Consider the following 24,370-nt stretch of genomic DNA (forward strand, 5'->3'; position numbering starts at 1 on the left):
CGATCGTTTGAAAAGCCACGCTGGGGACTGGACAGTCGGTAGCGCTGAGCATAGTTCACAATTGTGAACGCGTAACGCAAGGACGGACCCGATATGGCAACGCCAGCCTTCGAAGAGATAGTCGAGGATTTCGAGTTCCTGGAGGACTGGGAAGACCGCTATCGCCATGTGATCGAGCAGGGCAAAGCGATGGAGCCTCTGGATGATGCATTCAAAGTCCCTGCGACCAAGGTGAATGGTTGCGCCAGTCAGGTCTGGCTGCATCCAACCATTGAGGGCGGTCAATTCCGATTTGACGGTGACAGCGATGCCCTGATTGTTCGGGGCCTGATTGCGGTTCTGCGTAGCCTGTATAACGGCTTGCCGGTGGCCGAGGTGCCCAGTGTTGATGCCGGTGGAGAACTCGCGCGACTGGGGTTGCAGGATCATTTGTCTGCCCAACGTTCGAACGGGTTACGCGCTATGATAGAACGTATTCGCGAAGTGGCATTGGCCAGCGCCTGACTTTTAGGTGGATTTGCGTGCTGCCCAGTCAGCAAGCGTGGTTTCCAAATCGCCATAGCCGGTTTGCCGACGTTCGAATTCCAGCCCCATCCGTTCGGCACACTCCTGCGCGCGGCGAGTGAGGTTGGGATCATCAGTTTGTGCTTGATAGACGAGCTTGGTGTAATTGCCGAAATACATCTCTCGCAATTCAGGATGCCGGTCTAGACCCAGCGGTTTCCAGACAAACGCATCAAACTGCCGCGCAAGGAAATCTGTCAGATAAAAAGCGGTGGTTTCATCGTCTCCATGCGCGGCAAAGGCCAAATTGCCCTCGAAGAAGGAATAGCAATGGGGCCCTTGGATCATCTCGACCCCCAGTCGCTCGCACGCTGCTTGTAGCAACCCACCGGTTCCGCAATCAGCATAGACAACGTAGATGCGATCGTAGGAGTCCCGATGCTTGGCAACCGCATCCTCGACCGCCTGTGTAATCTTTTCCGGGTGCACATGTAAAATGGCGGGCAGGCAAGTCAGCGCCATGTGATCCCAGCCGTTCCGTTCTTTCAAGTCCAAAATCTCGCGCGCCAGTGCGCCGCATGCGATCAGAAGAATTGACTCGGTGCTGTGCGGTGCGACATAGCCCTGACGGGTCAGGCTGTCATCATCTGGCATGTTTGAGTCGGTCATCTGATCTCTCTGACTGGTCTTTAGCTAAATATGTGCCCGAGGTTCGGACAAAAAAGGCCGCCCCAATAAGGGCGGCCTGTCTCGCGATATGGTATCGCGCGTCAGCCGGCCAGTTGGTTGTGCTTGCGCGACATAAAGTCCTTGGCCATTTCCACCGCCACGGCTGCGTCGCGGCAATAGCCGTCAGCGCCGATCGCCTTGCCGAACTCTTCGTTCAGCGGAGCGCCGCCAACCAGAACGGTATATTCATCACGCAGGCCCTGTTCGACCAAAGTGTCGATCACGACCTTCATATAAGGCATCGTCGTCGTCAGCAGAGCGGACATGCCCAGAATGTCGGGCTGTTCGTTTTCCAGCGCTTCGAGGTAGTTCTCGACCGGGTTGTTGATGCCGATGTCAACAACTTCGAACCCGGCGCCTTCCATCATCATCGCAACAAGGTTCTTGCCGATGTCATGGATGTCACCCTTTACGGTGCCGATCACCATCTTGCCAACGCGCGGAGCACCAGTTTCAGCCAGCAGAGGCTTCAGGATCGCCATACCGCCTTTCATGGCGTTGGCCGCGAGCAGAACCTCAGGCACGAACAGGATGCCGTCGCGGAAGTCATGGCCGACAATTGTCATGCCGCCAACCAGCGCTTTGGTCAGGATGTCATAGGGTTGCCATCCGCGCTCGAGCAGGATGTTCACACCTTCTTCGATCTCTTCCTTCAGGCCGTCATAAAGGTCATCGAACATCTGTTCGACGAGTTCGTCGTCATTCAGTTCGGACAGGACGATGTCTTCTTCATCAGACATGGGTATTTCCCTGAGCTGTGCGGGCCTGCGGCCCGTGGTGGCATTTTCACCGTTTTGGCCATTTCGTCGCAGGTCTACTGTGACGATTGCGACCTAGGTCGTTCTGAGACCGACCTATAGGCCGAATATTCGCACTCAGCGACATCGAATTTTGCAAGATCATCCTGCATTGGTTTCATTAGCCACGGTAAATTCACCTGCAGTCTAATGCGTCGCCGGTTTCGAGCATCTGATGATTTTTGGGAATCGAAACATGAATCTTGCCAGTGAAACTGGTTTTAATTACATCTAGTGATAGGAACAAAAGGCGAACAAATGACTGCTGCCATCAAAAGCCCTGGGCGCGGAGCAACCTCAAACGAAGCAGGTCGATTCGAGAGGTTTACAACCGAGTTGACCGAAGATGGCTGGGATTTGCCAGACGAACTGCCCCCGTTGCGGACCGAAGTTCGGGAAGAAATGGCGCGCAATCTGATCACCTATAACAAGTCGCCGGACCTACCTTTTGACCGATCCATAAACCCATATCGGGGCTGCGAGCATGGATGCGTGTATTGCTTTGCTCGGCCAACGCATGCGTATCTGGGGCTGTCTCCGGGTTTGGATTTCGAAACCCGCCTTGTTGCACGACCCAATGCGGCTGAGCTATTGCGTCGCGAACTCTCGGCACGTTCTTACAAGGTGGCCACGATTGCACTGGGCACCAACACCGATCCCTATCAACCCATCGAAAAAAACCGCAAGATAACAAGAAGCTGTCTAAAGGTTCTGAGAGATTTTCAACATCCGGTCGGTATTGTGACCAAGGGGACTCTGATCGAGCGTGATCTTGATATTCTGGCACCGATGGCCAGCAATGGTCTTGTCCGGGTTGGCATTTCGCTGACCACATTGGACCGGGATCTTTCCCGGCGGATGGAACCCCGGGCGCCTTCACCACAGCGCAGGCTCGGAATGATCCGCAACCTGACCGAGGCTGGCGTGCCTGTGCGCGTTATGACGTCTCCAATCGTGCCCGGATTAACCGATCATGAGCTGGAAAATCTGCTGGAGGCCGGAAAGCAGGCCGGCGCAGATTCCGCGAGCTGGATCATGCTGCGGCTACCGCGTGAAGTATCCGGGCTTTGGCGCGAATGGCTGAGTGAACATCAGCCAGGCAGAGCAGAGAAGGTGATGGCGCGGCTGCGCGAAATGCATGGGGGTAGGGAATACGACCCCCGGTGGGGCCACCGCATGCGGGGCGAAGGGACCTATGCCGAGATGATTGCGCAACGGTTCAAGGCCGCAGTCAAACGTCTCGGGCTGTCGACAGACATGCCGCCACTGAACTGTGCGGCGTTTGCACCTCCACCCCAGCCCGGTGATCAACTGGCTTTGTTTTGAAGCCTTGGTTCAGAAACTAATGCCAATACCGGCCGAGAAGCCGTTGACGGTATCGCTGCCGTAGTAGCGGACCATAAACCGTGTCGTTGATACCCAAGGCACCCATGTGTCAGACAGATCGACCTCGATCCCACCACCTACGCGTGCCAGCCAGTCGGTGCCCAATACAAGTGCCTGATCCCCGATCAGATAGGACAGGGACAGATCGCCCACCCAGCGGACCGGGCGACCGAACATGCGTTTTCCAGTTGGAAAGCGGTAGCGTGACCACAGAACTGCATTTGCGGCAGTTGATTCAACCAACAGGTCCTCGTTGTCTCCGATAGGCCAGTATTCGATATGGGTATAGCGCAGGCTTGCCTCGAATTCCCGGTCGTTGGACAGAGCTCTCTCGTACGAGACCGTCATCGATCCGCCTGCGCCACCAGCCCAGATGCCGCCGCTTTCGAGAAAGTCTCGATCAAGCCCCAGGCGGTTGGCGATGGCTTGCGCACCGACAGATGCGTCGGATTGCGTACGTCCGACCGAGATATGGGCCATCGGGGTCATTTTCCAATACTCGCCGATGTCGAACTGATAGCCGACACCGCCGGTCATGGCGAGGCTGGTCCATTTCAGCGGAATACGCGTGGTATCTCCGGTGCCGCTGAAGGTCAGAACGGGGTCATAGCGCGCGTAGCCTAAATACCCCTCAAGATAGATCGGCACGCCCTCAGCAAGGCGAAACCCGCCGCCCAGCTGGGCGGATTTGAAATCGTAATCGCGATTGTCTGTATTTGATTGCAGTGAGATTGCGCTGGCAGAATCGTCCGGGATGCCTGCCAGCCCCAAGATTGCCAACGACCCGGCGGCGTTTTCCTGCTGCTGCTTCTCAAAAGCACGTTCCAGCACGCTTTGAGCGGATGCCGATTGCGCAAGTAGCAACATGGTGAACAAGAAGATGAAACGCATGAGAACCAAACACTATTCGTCGGACGCGGCAACATTAGGCGGACAGAGGTAACGCGGAAAGATGCATCGAAACAGTCATTTACGATTGGTTTCGAACGGTCTCATTTTGGTAACGCTACGGAAAAAAAGACCCCGGCTAACCGGGGTCTTAACATCGATATTGTGTGTGGATCAGCGGTTTTCGATGTCCACGTAATCGCGGTTGCTCGCGCCCAGATAAAGCTGACGTGGGCGTCCGATCTTATTCTGTGGATCGGCAATCATTTCTTTCCACTGGCTAACCCAGCCAACGGTGCGTGACAATGCGAAGATTGGCGTGAACATCGAGGTTGGGAAACCCATCGCTTCCATCACGATGCCCGAATAGAAGTCGACATTCGGGAACAGTTTCTTTTCGATGAAATACGGATCTTCCAGCGCCTGTTTTTCCAGCGCCTTCGCGACCTGTAGTTTGGGATTGTTTTCTACGCCCAGCAGGTCAAGTACTTCGTCTGCCGATTGCTTCATCACTTTCGCGCGTGGATCGAAGTTCTTGTAGACGCGGTGGCCAAAGCCCATCAGACGGAACGGGTCATCTTTGTCTTTGGCACGCTCGATAAACTCGGGGATGCGGTCCACGCTGCCGATCTCTTCCAGCATTTCAAGGCAAGCCTGGTTCGCACCACCATGGGCCGGACCCCATAGACAGGCGATACCGGCCGCGATACAGGCGAATGGGTTTGCACCCGAAGAAGATGCCAGACGCACCGTCGAAGTCGAGGCGTTCTGTTCGTGATCCGCCTGCAGCATGAAGATACGATCCATGGCGCGTGCCAGAATCGGGTTCACCTCGTAATCTTCGGCAGGAACGGCAAAACACATGCGCAGGAAGTTTGACGCATAGTCCAGGTCGTTGCGCGGATACACGAAGGGCTGACCAATATGGTATTTGTAGGCCCAGGCCGCGATGGTCGGCATTTTTGCGATCAAACGGTGCGAAGCTACTTCACGCTGACGCGGGTCCGCGATGTCGGTCGAATCGTGATAGAACGCGGACATGGCACCAACCACACCCACCATGATGGCCATCGGATGCGCATCCCGGCGGAATCCGCGATAGAAATACTGCATCTGCTCGTGCAGCATCGTGTGGCGGGTGATTGTGGTCTCGAAGTTCTCCAGATCCTTCGCCGAAGGCAGCTCGCCATACAGCAGCAGATAGCTGAGTTCGAGGAAATGCGACTTCGAGGCGATCTGTTCGATCGGATAACCGCGATGCAGCAACTCGCCCTTGTCACCGTCGATGAATGTAATGGTGCTGTCACAGCTTGCGGTGGACGTGAAACCCGGATCATAAGTAAAGACGCCAGCCTGACCATAGAGCTTGCGGATATCGATCACATCGGGCCCAGCGGTCGGAGAAAACACCGGCAGATCATAGCTTTCGCCGTGGACAGTCAGTTTGGCTGATTTTTTGCTCTCGGTCATGTTTGTCCCTTCTTCATTCGTGCGCATGCCGGATCGCTGTCCGACAAAGCAGGCAACGACTGCGTTCCGTCGCGCAGTCCGTTCTTAACGGAGCAGCGTTACCCTTATGTGAAATCAGGCCGGGTTCGCTGCATCAGAAAGCCGCGCCAGGGTTTCATCGCGCCCAAGCACAAGCATCATGTCAAATACCGAAGGTGTAACTGCCCGGCCCGCTAGTGCCGCCCGCAGCGGACCAGCCAATTTGCCGAACTTAACCCCATTCGCCTCTGCGAACGAATTCAGGGTCTCCTCCAGTTCGTTCCGGGACCAGCTAGCATTTTGCAGCTGCGGCGTCAATTCTTTCAGTATACCGTCGGATACAGATGCCAGCGCCTTTGCGGCCTTTTCATCTGGCTGGATAGGTCGCGACGTAAGCACAAAATGAGCTTTTTCAATGAGTTCCGGGAACGTGCGTGCGCGGTCCTTGAGGCAATACATCGCACGGATCAAATCACTGGATTGTGTTTCGGAAAGCGGCGGCAAACCAGCTGACTTCAGATATCCCTGAATTTCATGCTGCAGCGCGGCATCTTCCCCGACGGCAATATGTTGTCCACAAAGGTTTTCAAGCTTCTTCACATCAAATCGCGCCGGGCTTTTGCCGATGCCATCCAGATCGAACCACTCTTTAGCTTGGGCATCGGTAAAGAACTCATCATCCCCATGGCTCCAGCCCAGCCGAGCCAGATAGTTGCGCATTCCGGATGCCGGATATCCCATAGCCTGATATTCTTGCGCCCCCAACGCACCGTGACGTTTGCTGAGCTTTTTACCATCTGGTCCATGGATCAAAGGGATATGCGCCCAGACTGGTACTTCCCAACCCATCGCCTCGTAGATCATCATCTGACGGGCGGCGTTGTTGAGGTGATCGTCGCCCCGGATCACATGAGTCACGCCCATATCATGATCGTCAACCACAACGGCCAGCATATAGACCGGAGTCCCATCCGAACGCAGCAGGATCATGTCATCCAACTGATCGTTGCGAATGGTGACATCGCCCTGCACCTGATCGCGGATCACAGTGGCACCGTCTTGCGGAGCCTTGATGCGGATCACGTAAGGTGCGTCGGGATGTGTGGCAGGGTCAGCCTCGCGCCACGGGCTGCGAAACAGGGTCGACTGCCCCTCGGCCCGCGCCTGTTCACGGAATGCAGCGATTTCTTCCTGCGTCGAAAAGCACTTGTATGCCTTGCCGTCGGACAGCAATTGATGCGCGACCTCTGCATGTCGAGGGGCACCCTCGAATTGGCTGACGACCTCACCGTCATGATCAAGCCCTAGCCAGTCCATGCCTTGCAGTATGGCCGCTGTTGCTTCCGGCGTGGAACGTTCCCGATCGGTATCCTCGATCCGCAACAGGAACTTGCCGCCGCGACCCCGCGCATAAAGCCAGTTGAACAGCGCAGTGCGGGCGCCACCGATATGCAGAAATCCGGTGGGAGAGGGGGCAAAACGGGTGACGACCTGATCGGACATGGTGTGGATTAACCTTTTGGTAACCTTAGCGGGCATAGTTTGGCGACTATCTACCCAGCCCGAAGGACGGGGGCAACCATGCGTGTTCTGACACGGGTCGAGACCGCATTGCTGACCCAGCGGGGACACTTGTTTCCGTGGTCCCCGATCTGCCTGGCGGTCGGGATTGGTTGGTATTTCAGCCTCAGGTTCGAACCCGAGGTTGAGCTCTATGTCGGCGTTCTGGCGCTTGCCTTGCTGGCGCTTGCCTCCACCCGTTGGATGGGGGCCGCGTGGTCACCGCTGGCCACTGGCTTAGCCCTGATCGCGATGGGGTTCGCTCTGGCCGGGACGCGGGCACATATGGTTGCGGAGCCGGTCCTGCAATGGCGTTACTATGGCCCGGTCGAGGGGAGGGTCGTAGCGCTGGACCGCTCTGCGTCGGATGCGCCGAGGGTGACATTGGATCAGGTGCGGATCGGGGACGTTCCTGCTGATCAAAGACCCCGGCGCATCCGGCTTTCTATTCACGGTGAGTCAGTTGCGCTGTCCCCGGGTCAGCGGATTATGACCACAGCACATCTTTCGCCGCCGCAAGGGCCAGTTGAACCCGGAGGTTTTGATTTTCGCCGCCACGCCTGGTTCCAGCAACTCGGCGCTGTTGGATACACTCGGGCTCCGGTCCTGACGTCGGCTGCGGCGCGAGATGGTTTGGACGGAGTGCGTATCACGGCCTTGCGCATGGAGATCTCGGATCGGGTGCGCACGATCCTGCCGGGCGAAGTCGGGGGCTTTGCCGCCGCCGTAACTACCGGTGATCGCGGCGGGATGGGGCAGGCCTCGTTAGAGGCGTTGCGCGCGTCCAACCTGGCTCATCTTCTGGCGATTTCGGGCCTTCACATGGGTTTGTTGACCGGTTTCGTTTTTGTGGCGTGCCGCATGGGGTTCTCAATGGTACCTGTCATCGCGCTTCGCATGCCCGTACGCAAGGTGGCCGCGCTCTGTGCGTTATTCGCGTCGACAATCTACCTGCTTCTGTCTGGTGGGAACGTCGCGACTGAGCGCGCCTTTGTGATGGTCTGCGTTATGCTGGGGGCCGTATTGTTGGACCGGCGCGCGATTTCATTGCGGGCGATGGCCATGGCTGCGCTGATTGTTCTTACCTTGCGCCCGGAAACTCTATTGAGCCCCGGATTTCAGATGTCTTTTGCTGCTACAACCGCCTTGGTCGCAGGGTTCGGCGCATTGCGGGACTATGGCCCAATGCCAGGCCCAAAGTGGCTGCGGCCTGTGCTGGCCTTGTTGACATCCTCGGCGATCGCGGGGATCGCGACAGCTCCGATCGGGGCGGCGCATTTTAACGCTATTTCGCACTATGGGTTGTTGGCAAATCTCGTCTCCGTGCCCGTCATGGGAACGCTGGTCGTTCCAAGTGCGGTGGTCGCCGCCCTTCTTGCACCTTTTGGGCTTGAAGCGATTGCATTGCACGTAATGGGTCTTGGGCTGAGATGGATCCTTACCGTTGCCAATTGGGTCGCGGGACTGGAGGGCGCGCGCGGGTACGTAGTAAGCCCAGACTATTTCGTATTGCCTGCTCTGGCTCTGTCTCTTCTGTGGCTAATGCTGTGGCAAGGGCGCGCACGGTGGCTCGGCATCGCTCCGGCAGCACTAGCGATAGCGCTGTGGGGTCAGGGAAGCCGCCCAGACGTGCTGATCGCCGATACCGGCGGGCTGGTCGGAGTGATGACTGAACACGGGCGCGCGCTGAGCAAACCGAAAGGCAGCGGATTTGTCGCGTCGGTGTGGCTGGAAAATGACGGGGACGGGGCAGATCAACCAAAGGCCGCTTTGCGATGGCCAGAGGCATCAGCGGGAATTCAACGTTTTCTTCTGGGAGACAAAGAGCTTGTCCACTTGACTGGCAAGCGGGCTGCGAGCGCCTTTCAGGAATGCAGGAAAGATCAGATCATTGTCGCCCCGGTGTCGTTGACTTTGACCGGTGAATGCAGCGTTTACGATACGGAATTTCTGCGGAAGACAGGCAGTCTTGCGTTATCCAAAGGGCGTTTGTTCGCGAGTTCTGATATCTCAGGCCGCCGCCTATGGTCCCCCAAGCTGCCTCAGTAGCTTCGGATCAAGCCTACCAGGCGGCCCTGAACTTTCACCTTGTCCTCTGGCAGCACGCGGGTCTCATAGGCCGGATTCGCCGCTTCCAGCGCAATGGCCTGACCTCGGCGGAAAAACCGTTTCAGCGTGGCTTCCTGATCTTCCACCAATGCCACCACGATGTCACCGTTGTCAGCGGCCGTTGTTTCGCGGATCACCACGACATCGCCATCGTTGATACCGGCGTCGATCATCGAGTCGCCACGAACCTCAAGCGCATAATGTTCACCACGGCCCGAAACCATCGAGCCCGGTACCGCAACGCGGTGCGAAACATGGCTGATCGCTTCGATCGGTACACCGGCAGCAATCCGGCCCATAACAGGCAATTCCATCGCATCAACTGTGACGGGTTCAAAGTTCGCGGGGCGTGGACCTTCAGGGCGATCGCCTTCAATCACACGGGGTTTGAAACCTGCCGTGGGCTCTCCCCCAAGGCTTTCTGGCAGCTTGACAATTTCGATGGCACGGGCTCGATGGGCAAGGCGGCGGATAAAGCCACGTTCTTCCAGCGCGGTGATCAGTCGATGAATCCCGGATTTTGACCGTAGATCCAACGCGGCCTTCATCTCATCAAAACTGGGCGGAACACCGTCCGCTTGCACGCGTTTGTGGATGAATTCCAGCAAATCCAATTGCTTCTTGGTCAGCATTGCTCATACCTCGTCGCTCATGCGTTTTCTTTTGTTCTACGCATGTTCACGTTTTGTGTCAACGGATTTGCTAGATCGGCAGGTAAAGGACCTCATCCCCGGCCTCGCGTGCGGGATCGAGTGGTTGGCGTACCAACAGTGCATTGGCTTGCGCCAAAACACTCAGCAGCGAGCTGTCCTGATCATCACAGGCGCGGATGCCGCCGTTGTCCAACACCGCCCGCATATAATGCTCACGCGGGCCATTTTTTCCGAGCGGGGCAGAAAGGCGGGCGCGTTGGAATGGCTGTAGGGCCTGTTCAATCCCCAACATGCGGCGCACCATTGGGATGAGGAACAGGTAACCGCACACCATGGCACTGACCGGGTTTCCGGGTAGACCGACCATTGCAGCCCCCCCAAGCCGCCCGGCCATCAGTGGTTTACCCGGTCGCATGCGAATCTTGTAGAACGATTGCTTCAGCCCAAGACCTTCCGAGACATCCGCTACCAGGTCGTACTCGCCAACCGACGCCCCTCCGATGGTCACCACGAGGTCAGCGCCTTGCGCCAAGCCAAAAGCTGTTTCTAGTGAGGCTAAAGTATCTTGTGCGATAGGAAGTACACGAACTTGTGCGCCAGCGTTTTCCAGTAACGCCTTAAGACCAAGGGTATTTGAGGCGACGATCTGATCGGGGCCGGGTGTTTCTCCGGGCATCACCAGTTCGTCACCGGTTGAGATTAGTGCAACCACGGGTTTGCGGTTCACAGGGACCGAAGCGATGTTCATCGCAGCCATTAATGCGACATCTTCGGGTCTGAGCTGGCGTGGGGCCGTGATCTGCGTACCGATGCTGAAATCGATCCCCGCAGGGCGGATATTGGCCTTTTCACCGGGGGCGTCGGTTATGGTGATCAGATCACCGCGTCGGTCGACATCTTCCTGTATGACGACGAAATCTGCACCATCCGGCACAGGCGCACCAGTGAATATCCGCACAGCTTGGCCGGGTCCGACGCTTCCAGCAAAGCGACGTCCGGCCGCAGCTTCGCCAACCACTTTGAACATTGCATGCAGTTCGACTTCGGCCGCCTTGACGGCGTACCCATCCATCGATGACGCAGCAAAGGGCGGCTGATCACGCGTTGCTGCAACGTTTTCTGCCAGGATACGACCGGCAGCCTCGGCAAGGGCAACCGTTTCTGCGGGCAGCGGTGAGACCAGATCGAACAGCAGAGCCCGCGCTTCTTCAACCGAGATCATGATGCCTCGTAACGCCCTGATTTTCCGCCGTCTTTCAGTAGAACACGAATACCGCCGATCTCCATCGATTTGTCCACGGCCTTCGCCATATCGTAAACCGTCAGTGCGGCTGTCGAGACTGCTGTCAGCGCTTCCATCTCTACGCCAGTCTGGCCGGAAGTCTTTACAGTCGCTTCAATCTGAACGCCGGGAAGGTCCGGGTCTAAGCTCAGTTCAATGGCGACTTTGGTCACGGGTAGCGGATGACACAGAGGTATCAGGTCAGGCGTTTTCTTGGCGCCCATTATGCCCGCAAGTCTGGCAACACCAAGAACATCGCCTTTCTTAGCGCGTCCTTCTGAAATGATATCAAAGGTTTCCTTCGCCATCTTGATGTATCCAGATGCAACCGCAACCCGGTCGGTGACAGCCTTGTCGGACACGTCCACCATATGGGCCTCACCTTTGGCATCAAAATGGGTCAGCGGCATCACATCACTCCGGGAATGAGCGGGTTGGCGAGCAGTGCTCGAGTTGCCGAAGCTACATCATCCTGACGCATCAGGCTCTCACCAATAAGGAAACAGCGCGCACCGTAGCGGGCGATATCGGCGAGGTCCGCCGGAGTGCTCAGGCCGCTCTCGCAGACGATCGTGCGATCCGCTGGAACCAGCTTTGAAAGGTGGCGGGTGGTATCGAGGGTCGTCTCGAACGTCTTGAGATTGCGGTTGTTTATCCCGATAAGCGGGCTTTTCAACTGCGATGCGCGTGCAAGTTCATCGGCGTCGTGCACTTCGATCAGAACATCCATGCCCCAGTCAAACGCGGTTTGCTCAAGCTCGGCGGCCTGTGCATCGCTGACCGATGCCATGATGATCAGGATGCAATCCGCACCCAATGCACGCGCTTCGACCACCTGATAGGGGTCGTACATGAAGTCCTTCCGCAATGCTGGCAACGAACAGGCCGCGCGCGCTTCGGTCAGAAAGGATTTGTCGCCCTGAAAGCTAGGCGTGTCCGTCAGAACCGACAGGCAAGCCGCGCCGCCCTCTTCATAAGCTTTGGCAAGCGCGGGCGGATCGAAATCAGCGCGGATCAGACCTTTGGACGGGCTGGCCTTTTTGACCTCGGCGATCAATCCGTACCCCTTGCGCATAGCCGAATGCAGGGCTTCGGCAAAACCGCGTACCTCGGGTGCGTTCCCTGCCTCAGATTCTAGTGTTTCCAGAGGCTTATGCGCCTTATCCGCAGCGATCTCTTCCAGCTTGTACGCTTTGATTTTGTCCAGAACGGTCTCGGTCATGCGGCTTCCTGTGTAATGCGCGCCAGCGCGGTGATCTTTTCACGGGCCTTGCCGCTGTCAATGCTTTCTGTGGCCATCGCAACGCCCTCGCGCAGATCGCTTGCCGCATCTGCAACGACCAGCGCCGCTGCCGAGTTTAGCAACACCGCGTCGCGGTAGGCTGAAGGTGCCCCATCCAGTAGGGCGCGGAAGGCGACGGCGTTCTCTTCGGGGGTGCCGCCGATGATATCTTCGAACGGATGCACCGGCAGGCCTGCATCTTCGGGGTGAAGCTCGACCTCTTTGACAAAGCCGTCCTCAACTGATGCGACCCAGCTGACCCCGGTGATCGTAAGCTCATCCGTACCGTCTGAGCCGTGGACTAGCCAGGCATGTTCAGCCCCAAGCAGACCCAGAGTTTCGGCCATCGGGCGGATCAGGTCGCGGCTGAACGCACCGGTCAGTTGGCGCTTCACCCCGGCGGGGTTGGTCAGGGGCCCCAGAATGTTGAAAATCGTGCGCGTCCCAAGTTCTTGCCGCGAAGGCATGACATGGGCGATCGCCGGGTGGTGCATCGGGGCCATCATAAAACCGATACCGACTTCTTTCAGCGCTTTTTCAACGACTTCCGGGCCGACCATAACGTTAATACCAAGCTGCCCAAGAGCATCTGCTGCGCCGGATTTCGAGCTCAGGTTCCGATTACCGTGTTTTGCAACGGTGACACCGGCGCCCGCCGCCACAAAAGCCGTGGCTGTCGAGATATTGAGTGTTCCTTTGCCGTCGCCCCCCGTGCCAACGATGTCCATCGCGCCAGCGGGAGCTTTCACTGCATTGCATTTCGCGCGCATTACGGCAGCGGCTGCGGCGTATTCCTCGACCGTCTCGCCGCGCGTGCGCATTGCCATCAGCAACCCGCCGATCTGGCTGGGCGTGGCGGCCCCTTCAAAGAGGATGCCAAAGGCCTGTTCCGCCTCGGCACGGGTCAAAGGTCGATCGGCCGCAGCACCGATCAGCGGTTTCAGAGCGTCGCTCATGCGGGGACTTTCATTTCGTTCAGGAAGTTCTTGAGCAGGGCGTGACCATGCTCGGACGCGATGGATTCCGGGTGAAACTGGACGCCGTGGATCGGCAGTTCTTTGTGCTGCAGACCCATAATCGTGCCATCCTCAAGCTCGGCCGTGATCTCAAGGCAATCGGGCAGGCTTTCGCGTTCTACAACAAGCGAATGATACCGGGTGGCCTCGAAGGGCGAGGGCAGGCCAGCGAATACACCTTTGCCGGTGTGTTTCATCGTGCCCATTTTCCCGTGCACGATCTCATGACAGCGCACAACCTTGCCGCCAAATGCCTGACCGATGGTTTGATGCCCCAGACAGACCCCCATCAGCGGTGTTTGCGTCTCGGCCGCGGCTTCGGTCAGGGCCAGACAGATGCCCGCCTGATCGGGATCACAAGGGCCGGGGCTGAGCAGAATACCAGCCGGGTTCATCGCCATTGCTTCCTGTACATCCAGCGCGTCATTCCGGCGCACGACCATCTCGGCCCCGAGCTCACCCAGATAATGAACGAGGTTGTAGGTAAACGAGTCATAGTTGTCGATCAGCAGCAGCATTTGGGCACTTATCTTCCTATGGGCATTTCGGGCTGGCGATGCAGTCCCTGAGCGCGGTATAATGTCGGGACATACATGCTCAGGCTTGTGCGGCAGCGTCAAGAGGACATACCCAACTTGACACCGTGCGGGTGAGCGCCGCGGAAGATGGCGTCTGGGTGGATGAGGCACGAAACAACGCGAGAGGCGAGATTTCGATGAGCGGATTTTACGGTGGAGTGATCGCCGGGGCGGTCTCGGTATTGGCACTGGGCGCGGTTCTTTCGCTGACAACTCCTTTGTCACGTAAACCAGATGTGACGGCAACCGCGCCCGAAGTGGCTGATACTCCGCAGCCTCTGGAGGCTGCGAAAGTTGAAGAAAGCAATGCCGATGCCGATCTGGTTCAGTTGCCACCATCCGGCCCTGAAACCCCCGATCTATCATCAGATTCGCTGGATGGCTTGGCAGGTATCGAGCTTGAGCCCGGTGCCCGTCCTGAGGCGGGTGGAGCACCGACCGTAGCCGAGGCACCCGCAGCGATCTCATCTTCTGACGTGACCGTTCAAACCGAAGCGCCCGCGGCACCGCCAAATCCACTTGCCGAACCGACCTCGCCACAACAGGAAGTCGAACCGGCAGCGCTCGCGGACGCTCCAGCAGCGCCTGCGCCCGAGGAAGCCCCGGAACCGCAGGTTGCGGAAGAAACGCCCAAGGAGGCCCCTCAGGTCGCTGCCTTGCAGCCTGAGATCGCGGATGTGCCGGATGCAGCTCCAGAGGCTCAGGAAGCGGAACCCGTGCCTGATGAAAATCCAATCGCGGTTGAGGGTGAAGAAGATACCCGCCCTGTACGTCAGCCGCGCGTATTGACCCTGCCGCAAATTGGCGGAGAGGGAGCCACAGGTTCCGGTTCGTTGATCGGCAAGCGTGTCGTGCCCCTAACCGAGAGGGATGACCCGCCCGTCGAACAAGCCGTGATTACTCCAGAAGTGGCGGCCAAGCCCATCGAAGCACATGCTGCCACCTTCGAAAACCCAGAATCCAAGCCATTGATGTCGATCATTCTGATCGATGATGAAGGGGCTTTTGGGGCCGAGGCGTTGCAGGATTTCCCATACCCGCTAAGTTTTGCCGTCAGCCCGTCTGACCCGAATGCAGCGGAAAAAATGGCCCGTCATCGCGAGGCTGGATTTGAAGTATTGGCCTTGGTTGACATGCACGAAGCCGCCAGTGCTCAAGACGCTGAGGTGTCGTTGTCAGTGTGGTTGGATCAATTGCCTCAAACCGTTGGCATTCTGGAAGGTGTCGGAAGCGGCATTCAGGGCAACCGAAAGCTGGCTGATCAGGTTGCGGCGATTGCCGGAGATACCGGGCGCGGGCTGGTGACGCAGGACAATGGTCTAAACACTGCGCAAAAGCTTGCAGCGCGCAACGGCATTCCATCCAGCGTAGTGTTCCGCGATTTCGATGGTGCCAAACAGGACCCTAAGATCATGCGGCGTTTTCTGGATCAGGCAGCCTTCCGCGCCGGACAGGAAGGTGCCGTGGTGATGCTGGGTCGTCTGCGTCCCGAGACGATCTCGGCTCTGTTGCTGTGGGGGCTTGAGGATCGCGGCAGCCGCGTGGCGATGGCCCCAATTTCTGCCGTGATGATGAAAGAAGTCCAGCAGGGCGTTGCCGGATCGCTGACGGACGGGTGACGGCAGCGACCATCCGCCACCCCACTAGCTGTTTCCGCTGCCTGTAAACCGCGCCGCATCCGCAGCCGCGCGGCGAATGGCGTTCGATTTATGGACGGTCTCCATGTATTCCGCTTCTGGATCGCTGTCATAGACAACGCCGCCTCCAGCTTGGATATACAGTTTGTGGTCTTTCACAATGGCCGTCCGCAGCGCGATGCACATATCCATGTCGCCGCCTGCGCTGAAATACCCGACACCGCCACCGTAGATGCCGCGCTTTTCAGGCTCCAACTCGTCGATGATCTCCATCGCGCGCACTTTGGGCGCGCCCGAAACCGTGCCTGCAGGCATCCCGGCAAAGAACGCGTCCAGTGCATCCTTGTCTTCGGCCAGTTCGCCGACCACGTTTGATACGATGTGCATCACGTGGCTGTAGCGCTCGATGATGAACTCTTCGGTAGGACGCACGGTTCCAATCTTAGAAACACGCCCGGTGTCATTGCGGCCCAGGTCCAGCAACATGAGGTGCTCGGCCAGTTCTTTCTTGTCGGCCAGCAGGTCGATTTCGTTGGCCTTGTCTTCTTCGGGCGTCGCGCCACGCGGGCGGGTACCCGCGATTGGGCGGATCGTGACCTCATTGCCGAAGACACGCACCAGGATTTCTGGGCTTGCACCTACGACCTGAAAGCCGCCGAAGTTGAAATAGAACATGAACGGCGACGGGTTAGTGCGCCGCAGCGAGCGATAGAGAGCAAATGGCGGTTGTGGAAAATCCTGCGTCCAGCGTTGGGCCGGGACGACCTGAAAGATATCGCCCGCGCGGATATATTCCTTGGCCTTTTCAACGGCCTCCATATAGCCCGACTTGGTAAAGTTCGACACCGGAGGCCCAACTTCGACCGCGTCGCCCAGATCGCGGGTTTCGGCGGGCATGGCGCGTTCCAGATCGCGCACGGCATCCATCACACGCTCGGCAGCCTGCGCATAGGCGGCTTTGGCGGTTTGCCCCTCGCTGACCCAGGCGGGCGACACCACGGTAACCTCGCCTTTGACGCCGTCCAATACAGCAATGACCGAGGGGCGCAGCATGATCGCATCGGGAAGGCCCAACGGGTCAGAGTTCACATCCGGCAGATATTCCACCAACCGGACCATGTCGTAGCCCAGATAGCCAAACAGCCCGGCGGCGGCCTGCGGCAGGTCATCGGGAAGCGCGATGCGGCTTTCAGCCAACAAGGCGCGCAAGTTGTCCATCGGTTTGCCATCCTGTGGCTCGAAGGCCTCGGCATCGAAGCGGGCTGATCGGTTCAAGGCCGATGTCTCGCCCTGACAGCGCCAAATCAGATCGGGCTTCATTCCGATGATCGAATAGCGCCCACGCACTTCACCCCCGGTTACCGACTCGAGCATGAAGGCGTCTTTCTGAGCGCCTGTCAGTTTCAGCATCAGTGAAACCGGCGTATCCAGATCAGCGGCGAGGCGGGTATAGACGACCTGATTTTCGCCTGCATCATAAGCGCGCGCGAAACTTTCGAAATCCGGGGTCAGGGCCATGTTCTGTCTCTTTTAGTAACTGGCCCGTACCGCGTTCAGCGCTTGCTGATCCAGCACAGGGCGTGCGCGTGTCTGGGCATTGCGCACATAGATGTCGAAGATGTTCTGCGCCAGCGCCTGGCTCAATTGCGCAGCCAGTGCATCCTGCATCTGGCGTTGCTCATCGGTTTCCGCCGGAGGTAGCTCTTCATCCAGACGCACGATCAGGGCGTTACCGTTTCCGGGAATGACACGCAGCTCACCAGGGTCCATTTCAAACACCTGAGTCATGAAGTCCACGGGAACATCCTCGAGGAATGCGGTACGTGTCAGCGCATTTTCGACGCGGAAGGGCAGGCCTGTGGCGGTAAAGTCGCCATCTGTTGCCAGTTGGGTCAGAACCGTGTTGCCCTGATTTTGCAGCGCTTTCGCAGTTTCTACCTGCAGCCATGCCTCGGCGACACGGTCACGGGCGCTTTCCAGAGGTTCCGGGCGCGGCTCTAGCACTTCATTCAAGCGCAGCGCAAAGATCGAACCATCTTCAAGGAACGCGACCTCTGGGAAATCACCTTCTTGCACAGCCTCAGCGACTGAGCGGAAGCCGTCATACGCGGCAACGCCATCGTCGCTTTGCTGGGTCCAGTCGATCTGACCCAGTTCCATCTCGGTCTCACCGGCCAGTTCTTCCAGTGTTGCGCCGCCTGCAAGCAGGTCGTTGATGTCTTCGGCCTGTGCTTCGATCTGACGGCGCGCTCGGTCGGCGGCGAGTTCTGCACGAAGTTCGGGTTCGGCGTCTTCGAAACTGACATTGTTCTCGGCCAGCGATCCATTGATCCGGAACAGGGCAGGGCCGAACACCGTGGGAAGCGGGCCGACCACATCGTCGATCTTGGCGGCAAACACGGCGTCGGCTGCATCGCCCAGATCTTCACGGGTGACATCGCCCAGATCAACATCGCTCAGCTCAAGCTGACGTTCGCGGACCAACTGTTCGAAATCGGCCCCGCCAACTTCAAGTTGTGCCAGCGCCTCGGTTGCGGATTCTTCGCTGGGATAGGGAAGGCGCTCGACCAAGCGGCGCTCGGGTTGGAAAAATTCGTCAGCGCGTTGGTCGTATAGACGGCGCAGAGAATCTTCGTCCACTTCGATCGTATCGAGCAGCATGTCGGGCGACAGAATGGCGTAGGTCAGTTGCTTGGTGCGGGGCAGGGTGAACTGATCGGTATTCTCATCGTAATATGTCTGAATCTGCGCGTCTGTGGGTTGGGCCACGGGCGTTTCGAGAAGGTCGGCTGACAGGGTCGCCACGGTAAAGCTGCGGCGGGCCAGCACATAGTTCGACAAAGCCTCGGTCAGCGTACGGGGCATTTCAACACCGCTCATGACCGCACCCTGAACGATGGTGCGTGAAGATTCTTTGCGCAGATCCGATTCGAATTCGGAATCGGTCATTCCGACCTGTTCCAGCTGAAAGCGATAGGCTTCGCGGTCGAATGTACCGTTTACACCTTGGAACGCCGGTATCTGTACAATCTCGTCCTGCAGGTTCTCGTCACCGATCGAAATGCCAAGCTGTCCGACCTCGTTATCGATTGCGGCCAGCGCGATCAGGCGCGAAAGGGCAAGTTGATCGAGGCCAAGATCATGTGCCTGCGAAATCTGCATTGCCTGTCCGGTTTGCGCTTCGACGGCCCGGATCTCGCGCTGAAGCTCACGAAAATACGCGTCGACCGAAATGCTTTCATCACCGACCTGCGCAACCGTACGAACGGTTCCGGTCAGGCTGGTGGCGCCAAAGCCCGCAAGGCCCAGCATCAAAAGACCCATGAGAATCCAGACAAAGGTTTTGGATAGGTTTTTCATGCCTGCGGCCATGGTGCCCTCTTGGTTTTGTCGGCAAATATCTGCCCAGTCGGTTGCGGCCCTGAATACGATGCGTGCAGCCGGGGGGCAAGCTTAGAAGGACAAGCCCTGCAATCGGTCGAACAATTGCGCGATACCGGCGCGGTCGAGGTTGGCAAATGCTACACGAACCTGCCGCTTTCCCGCGGAATCGCCCTCTGGCATGAACATGGTACCCGGCAAAAGCAGTATACCTGCCTCGGGTACCAGCCGTCGGGCCAATTCGTCGGAAGCGATGCCAAAGGGATGTTCGAGGTAGGCAAAGTAAGCGCCAAGTCCCAAAAGACGCCAGCCTTTGTCTTCAAGGCGTGGCATTCCTTCTGCAATGGCGGCTCTTCGGTCGAGAATTTCATCTCGTTCACCCGCAACCCATTGGGTCAAGTTCCGCATGCCCCAAAGCGCGGCAAACTGGCCGATCTGGCCGGGGCAGATCGCGACCGTGTCCAGAAATTTCTCGATCTCCGCCAACAGGGCGGGGCTGGTTGAAATCGCGCCGACACGGTGACCGGTCAGGCGATAGGCTTTTGAGAACGAGTAGAGATGGACAAACGTATCGTCCCAACCCGATTGCTGGAACAGGTCATGAGGCGCGCCTGATCGACTGTCGAAATCGCGATAGGTTTCGTCAACCAAAAGACGAAGCCCCGTTTCCCGCGCAAGATCATAGAAGCGGCGCACCAAGTCCGCAGGGTATTCGACACCACCGGGATTATTCGGCGTCACCAACGAAATCGCCCGTGTCTTTTCGGTGATAAGGGCGCGGGCGCGTTCCAGATCGGGAAGCAAATCATCGTCTGTGGGCAAATCAACGGTTTTTACCCCAGCCATATCCAGCCACATCTTGTGATTGAAGTACCAAGGGGTCGGAAGGATCACCTCATCCCCCTGATCGGTAATTGCCGAAATCACGGCTGAAAAGGCCTGATTGCAGCCCGAGGTGATTGCGATCTGATTCGCCGTTACCTCAGCCGCATAATGTGCGCTGATCTGAGCCGCGAGCTCGGACCGCAGGTCATCGTTGCCCAAGACCGGGCCGTAAAGATGTGCGCTGTCCTGCTCGACTGCGAATTCGGCCATTGCTTGCCGCAGCGCTAACGGGGGCGGATCGACTGGAGCCGCTTGACTGACATTGATCAACGGACGGTCAACCGCGAACTCGACCCCGTCCAGCCAACGGCGTGCCTCCATCACCGGAGGGGCAAAGGTGGCGGCAGTGCGGGTCATTGTCATGGTGAGTCCGTGATTTCAGCGCTTAGTTGAAACGCTTGATTAATCGGTTCCCCGATAGGGTTCGACATATTGCAGGGCCATGTCCCATGGGAAGAAAATCCATGTGTCCTGACTGACCTCGGTAATGAAGGTGTCTACCATCGGACGGCCTTTAGGCTTGGCGTATACGGTCGCGAAATGCGCTTTGGGGAACATCTCGCGCACCAGTTCCAGCGTTTTGCCGCTATCGACCAGATCGTCGATGATCAGAATACCGGTGCCATCACCCATCAGATCAGCATTGGGCGCTTTGAGAATTTCTGCTTCGCCCTGCGCCTGATGATGATAGGATTTCACGCTGACGGTATCGACCGTACGGATATCCAGTTCGCGGCTGACGATCATTGCGGGGGCCATGCCGCCACGTGTAATTGCCACGACCGCACGCCAAGCGCCATCATCTGGTCCTTGCCCATCCAGACGCCACGCAAGAGCGCGCGAGTCGCGATGAATCTGATCCCAGCTGATGTGGAAGCCTTTTTCGTGTGGCAGGCGGTCCTTGGCGCTCATTGTCTATTATCCTTTTTCAACGTCCGGCGCGTCGACGGCCTTCATTCCGACGATGTGATAACCTGAATCCACGTGCAGATTCTCACCTGTCACTCCGCTGCTGAGATCAGACAGCAGATACAGGGCCGATTTACCAACATCATCGATGGTCACATTCCGGCGCAGGGGCGAGTTATACTCGTTCCACTTCATGATGTAACGGAAATCGCCGATGCCGCTGGCCGCGAGCGTCTTGATCGGGCCTGCCGAGATCGAATTCACGCGAATGCCGTCTTTGCCCAAATCCTCGGCCAGATACTTTACGGATGCCTCAAGGGCGGCTTTTGCAACACCCATTACATTGTAGTGTGGCATGACCTGTTCAGCGCCGTAATAGGTGAGGGTGATCGCACTGCCGCCTTCGTTCATCATTTTCTCCGCGCGCTGCATAACGGCGGTGAAAGAGTAGACCGAAACATCCATCGTCAGGTTAAAGTTCGCGCGCGATGTGTCGACGTAGCGCCCGCGCAATTCGTTCTTGTCAGAAAAGCCAATGGCGTGGACGACGAAATCCAGTTTACCCCATTTCTTTTCCAGCGCGCTGAAGAGTTCATTAATTGATTCTTCGTCGCTGACGTCACAGGGCAAAACGATCTCGCTGCCCAACTGCGCCGCCAATGGATCGACGCGTTTTTTCAGGGCGTCCCCCTGATAGGAAAAGGCCAGCTCGGCCCCGGCGTCGGACAAGGCGCGGGCGATACCCCATGCGATTGATTTGTCATTGGCCAGTCCCATGATGAGGCCGCGTTTTCCGGCCATCAACTGATTTGACATCTTCGGTTCTCCGCCTGTCGTCGCATTGTGTTCGGTTGGTTTATGCCATTGATTGTCCTGCTTCAAGGCCATGCGCTCTTGCCCGCAGCGGGTTCTCGCCTTAGGGTCATGTTAATTGTTTCCTGGGGATGGAAATGAACGAGCATACTGGCATCTTCGCCGGGGCTGATCCGTTTGAAATCGCGGATCGGTGGCTGGCCGAGGCAGAAAAGACCGAACCGAATGATCCTAATGCGATTGCTTTGGCAACCGTGGACCCGGAAGGTTTGCCGAACGCCCGTATGGTTCTGCTGAAGGAAATCGAGAAGGACGCGTTTGTTTTCTATACGAACTATCACAGCGCCAAGGCTCAGGAGTTGGACAGCGCCCACAAAGCGGCTTTTGTGATGCATTGGAAATCTTTGCGGCGACAAATCCGTGTTCGTGGTACAATCACCAAGGAAGATGGGCCGCAGGCGGACGCATACTACGCCTCGCGCTCGCTCAAAAGCCGCTTGGGTGCTTGGGCGTCACACCAGTCGCAACCGCTGGAAAGTCGTGCATCCCTGATGGCCGAAGTGGCTAAAGTGACCGCAAAGTTGGGTACCAACCCGCCTCGCCCTGAATTTTGGGGGGGATACCGTGTAACACCTGTCGAAGTCGAGTTCTGGGCCGATGGTGCCTTCAGGTTGCATGACAGGTTTCAGTGGAAGCGACAAAATGTCGATTCCGACTGGCAAGTGCTGAGGTTAAATCCATGACGTTCGCGTTGCGTGAAATGCAACTGTTTGCAGACAATAGCTTTTTTCAGCTTGAATTTGCGAGCCAAAACATAAACAAGAAACCCTTAACGACTTGCCTATCGTAATGGGAAAACAGTGCCAGAAGATCTGAACAGCATGTACCGCGTCCGTGGACACGTAAAATGGTTCGATCCCGCCAAGGGATACGGATTTGTTGTGTCTGACGAAGGCGGCCCGGACATTCTGTTGCACGTCAACGTGCTGCGAAACTTCGGGCAAAGCTCGGTCGCGGATGGCGCCGGCATCGAGATCATGACCCACAAAACTGATCGCGGTGTTCAAGCGGTCGAAGTGATCAGTGTTGACCCGCCTGTTCGCGCGGAAACCATGATGTTGGCCGATTTTGCCGAGCTTGATCCAACCGTGATCGGCAGCGCTCCGCTTGAGGCTGCGCGCGTCAAATGGTTCGACAAGGGCAAAGGGTTTGGCTTTGCCAATGTTTTCGGCAGCAGTGAAGACGTATTCCTGCATATTGAGGTGCTACGTCGTTCTGGGTTGGCAGATCTGCAACCGGGCGAAGCGCTGGCCATGCGGGTCATTGATGGCAAGCGTGGAAGAATGGCCGCGCAGGTTCTGGCCTGGGAAGCGGCCCTGAACGACTAGGTTCTGAATGATGAGAACGGCTTTCGTACTGGCGCTCCTGAGTTTTTTGATTGGCGGGATCGCGCGGGCTGAATGCCGTCCGGATCGTGTCGAGCTTCGAAATGATCTGGCAGAGGTTCGCTTCGACGTTGAACTGGCCATCACACCGAAAGAGCGATCGCGCGGATTGATGTTTCGCGAAAGCATGCCCAACAGATCTGGTATGTTGTTTGTTTTTGATCCCCCTCAACCTGTTGCGTTCTGGATGAAGAATACCCTGATTCCGCTTGATATGATCTTTGTTGATCGCGCGGGCACTGTGACGCGTGTGCACGAAGGTGCAATTCCGGGGGATCTGAGCCCAATCGAAGGCGGCGATTCGGTTTATGCAGTCTTGGAAATCAACGCTGGCCTAGCCGAGCGTTACGCCATTCGGCCTGGATCGCAGATGCGCCACGAAGTTTTTTCGCAAGGTCCTGCAATTTGGCCCTGTTAGGGCTTTTCAAATCAGATCGGCACGTTTAGGAAGGCGCACGGTCCGGGGCGTGGCGCAGTCTGGTAGCGCACCTGTTTTGGGTACAGGGGGTCGTAGGTTCGAATCCTGCCGCCCCGACCATTTTTCCTCTACACTGGCGTTCCGCCATAGTCGGTGTAGAGTTTGGAAAAATCCCTGTCCAAATCTTTGCTTTCAATAGGTATTCTAAGAGTTGAACCATCTTTCTGCGGAACCAGAAAGTACAACTCTGCGTCCACGCGATACCCGGCCTGATTCTTGGTCGAGCTCAGTCGCGTTACGATTTGCGGCAAGTTCTGCGGATAGCCGTTGAAGCTGAGAATCAAATACGCCGTTGCCTCGGGCGGCAAGGTCTCGCGGCATTCAAAGATGCTTGCGGTGGTCTTGATATACTTGTCGCCCGGCCCCGCGCAGTCGGTCCTGAAGGAATTGAAAAGGTTCTGCGGATAACCGTCGAATTGCGCGCTGCGAGATGCAGGTGGTGCTTCCTGTGATGTGCAGGACACGATTAGCGCCACAATAGTTAACAATGAAATCAAACGCATGTAGAGTAGATTTCCCATCCAGAAATGTCGTGTGATTTCAAGTATGG

Annotated in this window: 24 protein-coding genes and 1 tRNA gene; 8 read left to right on the top strand and 17 right to left on the bottom strand. The window is 57.4% G+C overall.

Features of this window, described 5'->3' with window-relative positions:
• Window positions 1-93: 93 nt before the first annotated feature.
• Window positions 94-504 (top strand): SufE family protein, encoded by a 411-nt coding sequence (locus ACR0MP_RS04600; protein ID WP_170392962.1) that lies wholly within the window; start codon window positions 94-96, stop codon window positions 502-504.
• Window positions 505-507: 3 nt separating this feature from the next.
• Here the strand turns inward: ACR0MP_RS04600 and ACR0MP_RS04605 are convergent, their stop codons facing one another.
• Both ACR0MP_RS04605 and ACR0MP_RS04610 read right to left on the bottom strand, forming a co-directional pair.
• On the bottom strand, window positions 508-1,173 hold the full coding sequence (locus tag ACR0MP_RS04605) for a DUF1638 domain-containing protein (protein ID WP_170405995.1): 666 nt from the start codon (window positions 1,171-1,173) through the stop codon (window positions 508-510).
• Between the two features lie 101 nt (window positions 1,174-1,274).
• The gene (locus ACR0MP_RS04610) at window positions 1,275-1,973 is read right to left on the bottom strand and encodes a corrinoid protein (protein ID WP_170392964.1); all 699 of its coding nucleotides are present in this window, start codon (window positions 1,971-1,973) and stop codon (window positions 1,275-1,277) included.
• Between the two features lie 315 nt (window positions 1,974-2,288).
• On the opposite strand from ACR0MP_RS04610, the gene ACR0MP_RS04615 reads away from it, so the two are divergent.
• Window positions 2,289-3,356 carry a PA0069 family radical SAM protein gene (locus tag ACR0MP_RS04615; RefSeq protein WP_170405992.1) on the top strand — a complete coding sequence of 356 codons (1,068 nt, stop codon included), beginning with the start codon at window positions 2,289-2,291 and terminating at the stop codon, window positions 3,354-3,356.
• A gap of 9 nt (window positions 3,357-3,365) precedes the next feature.
• Here ACR0MP_RS04615 and ACR0MP_RS04620 read toward each other — a convergent pair whose 3' ends face one another.
• The 3 genes from ACR0MP_RS04620 to gltX all read right to left on the bottom strand — a co-directional run bounded on the left by ACR0MP_RS04620 (window position 3,366) and on the right by gltX (window position 7,295).
• A complete protein-coding gene (locus ACR0MP_RS04620) occupies window positions 3,366-4,307 on the bottom strand; it encodes an autotransporter domain-containing protein (RefSeq protein ID WP_170405988.1) in 942 nt (313 codons plus the stop codon).
• Between the two features lie 171 nt (window positions 4,308-4,478).
• Window positions 4,479-5,774, bottom strand: coding sequence for a citrate synthase (gltA, locus tag ACR0MP_RS04625; RefSeq protein WP_170405985.1), 1,296 nt, complete (start codon window positions 5,772-5,774; stop codon window positions 4,479-4,481).
• Between the two features lie 114 nt (window positions 5,775-5,888).
• Window positions 5,889-7,295 carry a glutamate--tRNA ligase gene (gltX, locus tag ACR0MP_RS04630; protein ID WP_170405982.1) on the bottom strand — a complete coding sequence of 469 codons (1,407 nt, stop codon included), beginning with the start codon at window positions 7,293-7,295 and terminating at the stop codon, window positions 5,889-5,891.
• Between the two features lie 78 nt (window positions 7,296-7,373).
• Here gltX and ACR0MP_RS04635 point away from each other — a divergent pair, with 78 nt between their 5' ends.
• Window positions 7,374-9,401 carry a ComEC/Rec2 family competence protein gene (locus tag ACR0MP_RS04635; RefSeq protein ID WP_480887000.1) on the top strand — a complete coding sequence of 676 codons (2,028 nt, stop codon included), beginning with the start codon at window positions 7,374-7,376 and terminating at the stop codon, window positions 9,399-9,401.
• On the opposite strand, the gene lexA is transcribed toward ACR0MP_RS04635, so the two are convergent.
• The 6 genes from lexA to ACR0MP_RS04665 form a co-directional block, all read right to left on the bottom strand.
• The gene (gene lexA, locus ACR0MP_RS04640) at window positions 9,395-10,093 is read right to left on the bottom strand and encodes a transcriptional repressor LexA (protein ID WP_170392970.1); all 699 of its coding nucleotides are present in this window, start codon (window positions 10,091-10,093) and stop codon (window positions 9,395-9,397) included. The genes ACR0MP_RS04635 and lexA overlap by 7 nt on opposite strands.
• Window positions 10,094-10,163: 70 nt before the next feature.
• Complete coding sequence (locus ACR0MP_RS04645; protein ID WP_480887002.1) at window positions 10,164-11,336, bottom strand: molybdopterin molybdotransferase MoeA; 1,173 nt, start codon at window positions 11,334-11,336, stop codon at window positions 10,164-10,166.
• The gene (moaC, locus tag ACR0MP_RS04650) at window positions 11,333-11,806 is read right to left on the bottom strand and encodes a cyclic pyranopterin monophosphate synthase MoaC (RefSeq protein WP_170405973.1); all 474 of its coding nucleotides are present in this window, start codon (window positions 11,804-11,806) and stop codon (window positions 11,333-11,335) included. The genes ACR0MP_RS04645 and moaC overlap by 4 nt, the downstream gene beginning before the upstream one ends.
• Window positions 11,806-12,618, bottom strand: coding sequence for an indole-3-glycerol phosphate synthase TrpC (gene trpC, locus ACR0MP_RS04655; protein WP_480887004.1), 813 nt, complete (start codon window positions 12,616-12,618; stop codon window positions 11,806-11,808). Before trpC ends, moaC begins: the two co-directional genes overlap by 1 nt.
• Window positions 12,615-13,634 (bottom strand): anthranilate phosphoribosyltransferase, encoded by a 1,020-nt coding sequence (gene trpD / locus ACR0MP_RS04660; protein WP_170405967.1) that lies wholly within the window; start codon window positions 13,632-13,634, stop codon window positions 12,615-12,617. Before trpD ends, trpC begins: the two co-directional genes overlap by 4 nt.
• A complete protein-coding gene (locus tag ACR0MP_RS04665; protein WP_170392975.1) occupies window positions 13,631-14,212 on the bottom strand; it encodes an anthranilate synthase component II in 582 nt (193 codons plus the stop codon). Before ACR0MP_RS04665 ends, trpD begins: the two co-directional genes overlap by 4 nt.
• Before the next feature lie 197 nt (window positions 14,213-14,409).
• Here ACR0MP_RS04665 and ACR0MP_RS04670 point away from each other — a divergent pair, with 197 nt between their 5' ends.
• Window positions 14,410-15,891, top strand: a complete 1,482-nt coding sequence (locus ACR0MP_RS04670; protein WP_480893696.1) for a divergent polysaccharide deacetylase family protein — start codon at window positions 14,410-14,412, stop codon at window positions 15,889-15,891.
• A 24-nt stretch (window positions 15,892-15,915) separates the two neighbouring features.
• On the opposite strand, the gene trpE is transcribed toward ACR0MP_RS04670, so the two are convergent.
• The 5 genes from trpE to fabI form a co-directional block, all read right to left on the bottom strand.
• Complete coding sequence (gene trpE, locus ACR0MP_RS04675; protein ID WP_170405960.1) at window positions 15,916-17,427, bottom strand: anthranilate synthase component I; 1,512 nt, start codon at window positions 17,425-17,427, stop codon at window positions 15,916-15,918.
• A 12-nt stretch (window positions 17,428-17,439) separates the two neighbouring features.
• Window positions 17,440-19,281, bottom strand: a complete 1,842-nt coding sequence (locus ACR0MP_RS04680) for a peptidyl-prolyl cis-trans isomerase (RefSeq protein WP_170405957.1) — start codon at window positions 19,279-19,281, stop codon at window positions 17,440-17,442.
• Between the two features lie 81 nt (window positions 19,282-19,362).
• Window positions 19,363-20,538 (bottom strand): aminotransferase, encoded by a 1,176-nt coding sequence (locus ACR0MP_RS04685; protein ID WP_170734953.1) that lies wholly within the window; start codon window positions 20,536-20,538, stop codon window positions 19,363-19,365.
• 39 nt (window positions 20,539-20,577) lie between these two features.
• Window positions 20,578-21,087, bottom strand: a complete 510-nt coding sequence (gpt, locus tag ACR0MP_RS04690) for a xanthine phosphoribosyltransferase (protein WP_170392980.1) — start codon at window positions 21,085-21,087, stop codon at window positions 20,578-20,580.
• A 6-nt stretch (window positions 21,088-21,093) separates the two neighbouring features.
• Complete coding sequence (gene fabI, locus ACR0MP_RS04695; protein ID WP_170405951.1) at window positions 21,094-21,900, bottom strand: enoyl-ACP reductase FabI; 807 nt, start codon at window positions 21,898-21,900, stop codon at window positions 21,094-21,096.
• Between the two features lie 134 nt (window positions 21,901-22,034).
• On the opposite strand from fabI, the gene pdxH reads away from it, so the two are divergent.
• The 4 genes from pdxH (at window position 22,035) to ACR0MP_RS04715 (ending at window position 23,880) form a co-directional block, all read left to right on the top strand.
• Entirely contained in the window at window positions 22,035-22,640 is a 606-nt protein-coding gene (pdxH, locus tag ACR0MP_RS04700; protein WP_480887006.1) for a pyridoxamine 5'-phosphate oxidase, read from the top strand.
• A gap of 117 nt (window positions 22,641-22,757) precedes the next feature.
• The gene (locus tag ACR0MP_RS04705) at window positions 22,758-23,285 is read left to right on the top strand and encodes a cold-shock protein (RefSeq protein ID WP_170392983.1); all 528 of its coding nucleotides are present in this window, start codon (window positions 22,758-22,760) and stop codon (window positions 23,283-23,285) included.
• A 7-nt stretch (window positions 23,286-23,292) separates the two neighbouring features.
• On the top strand, window positions 23,293-23,760 hold the full coding sequence (locus ACR0MP_RS04710) for a DUF192 domain-containing protein (protein WP_170392984.1): 468 nt from the start codon (window positions 23,293-23,295) through the stop codon (window positions 23,758-23,760).
• A gap of 43 nt (window positions 23,761-23,803) precedes the next feature.
• Window positions 23,804-23,880 (top strand) — tRNA-Pro (locus ACR0MP_RS04715).
• An 8-nt stretch (window positions 23,881-23,888) separates the two neighbouring features.
• Here ACR0MP_RS04715 and ACR0MP_RS04720 read toward each other — a convergent pair.
• Window positions 23,889-24,323 (bottom strand): hypothetical protein, encoded by a 435-nt coding sequence (locus ACR0MP_RS04720; RefSeq protein WP_170392985.1) that lies wholly within the window; start codon window positions 24,321-24,323, stop codon window positions 23,889-23,891.
• Window positions 24,324-24,370 lie beyond the last annotated feature (47 nt).

The organism is Ruegeria sp. K3 (assembly GCF_056531845.1).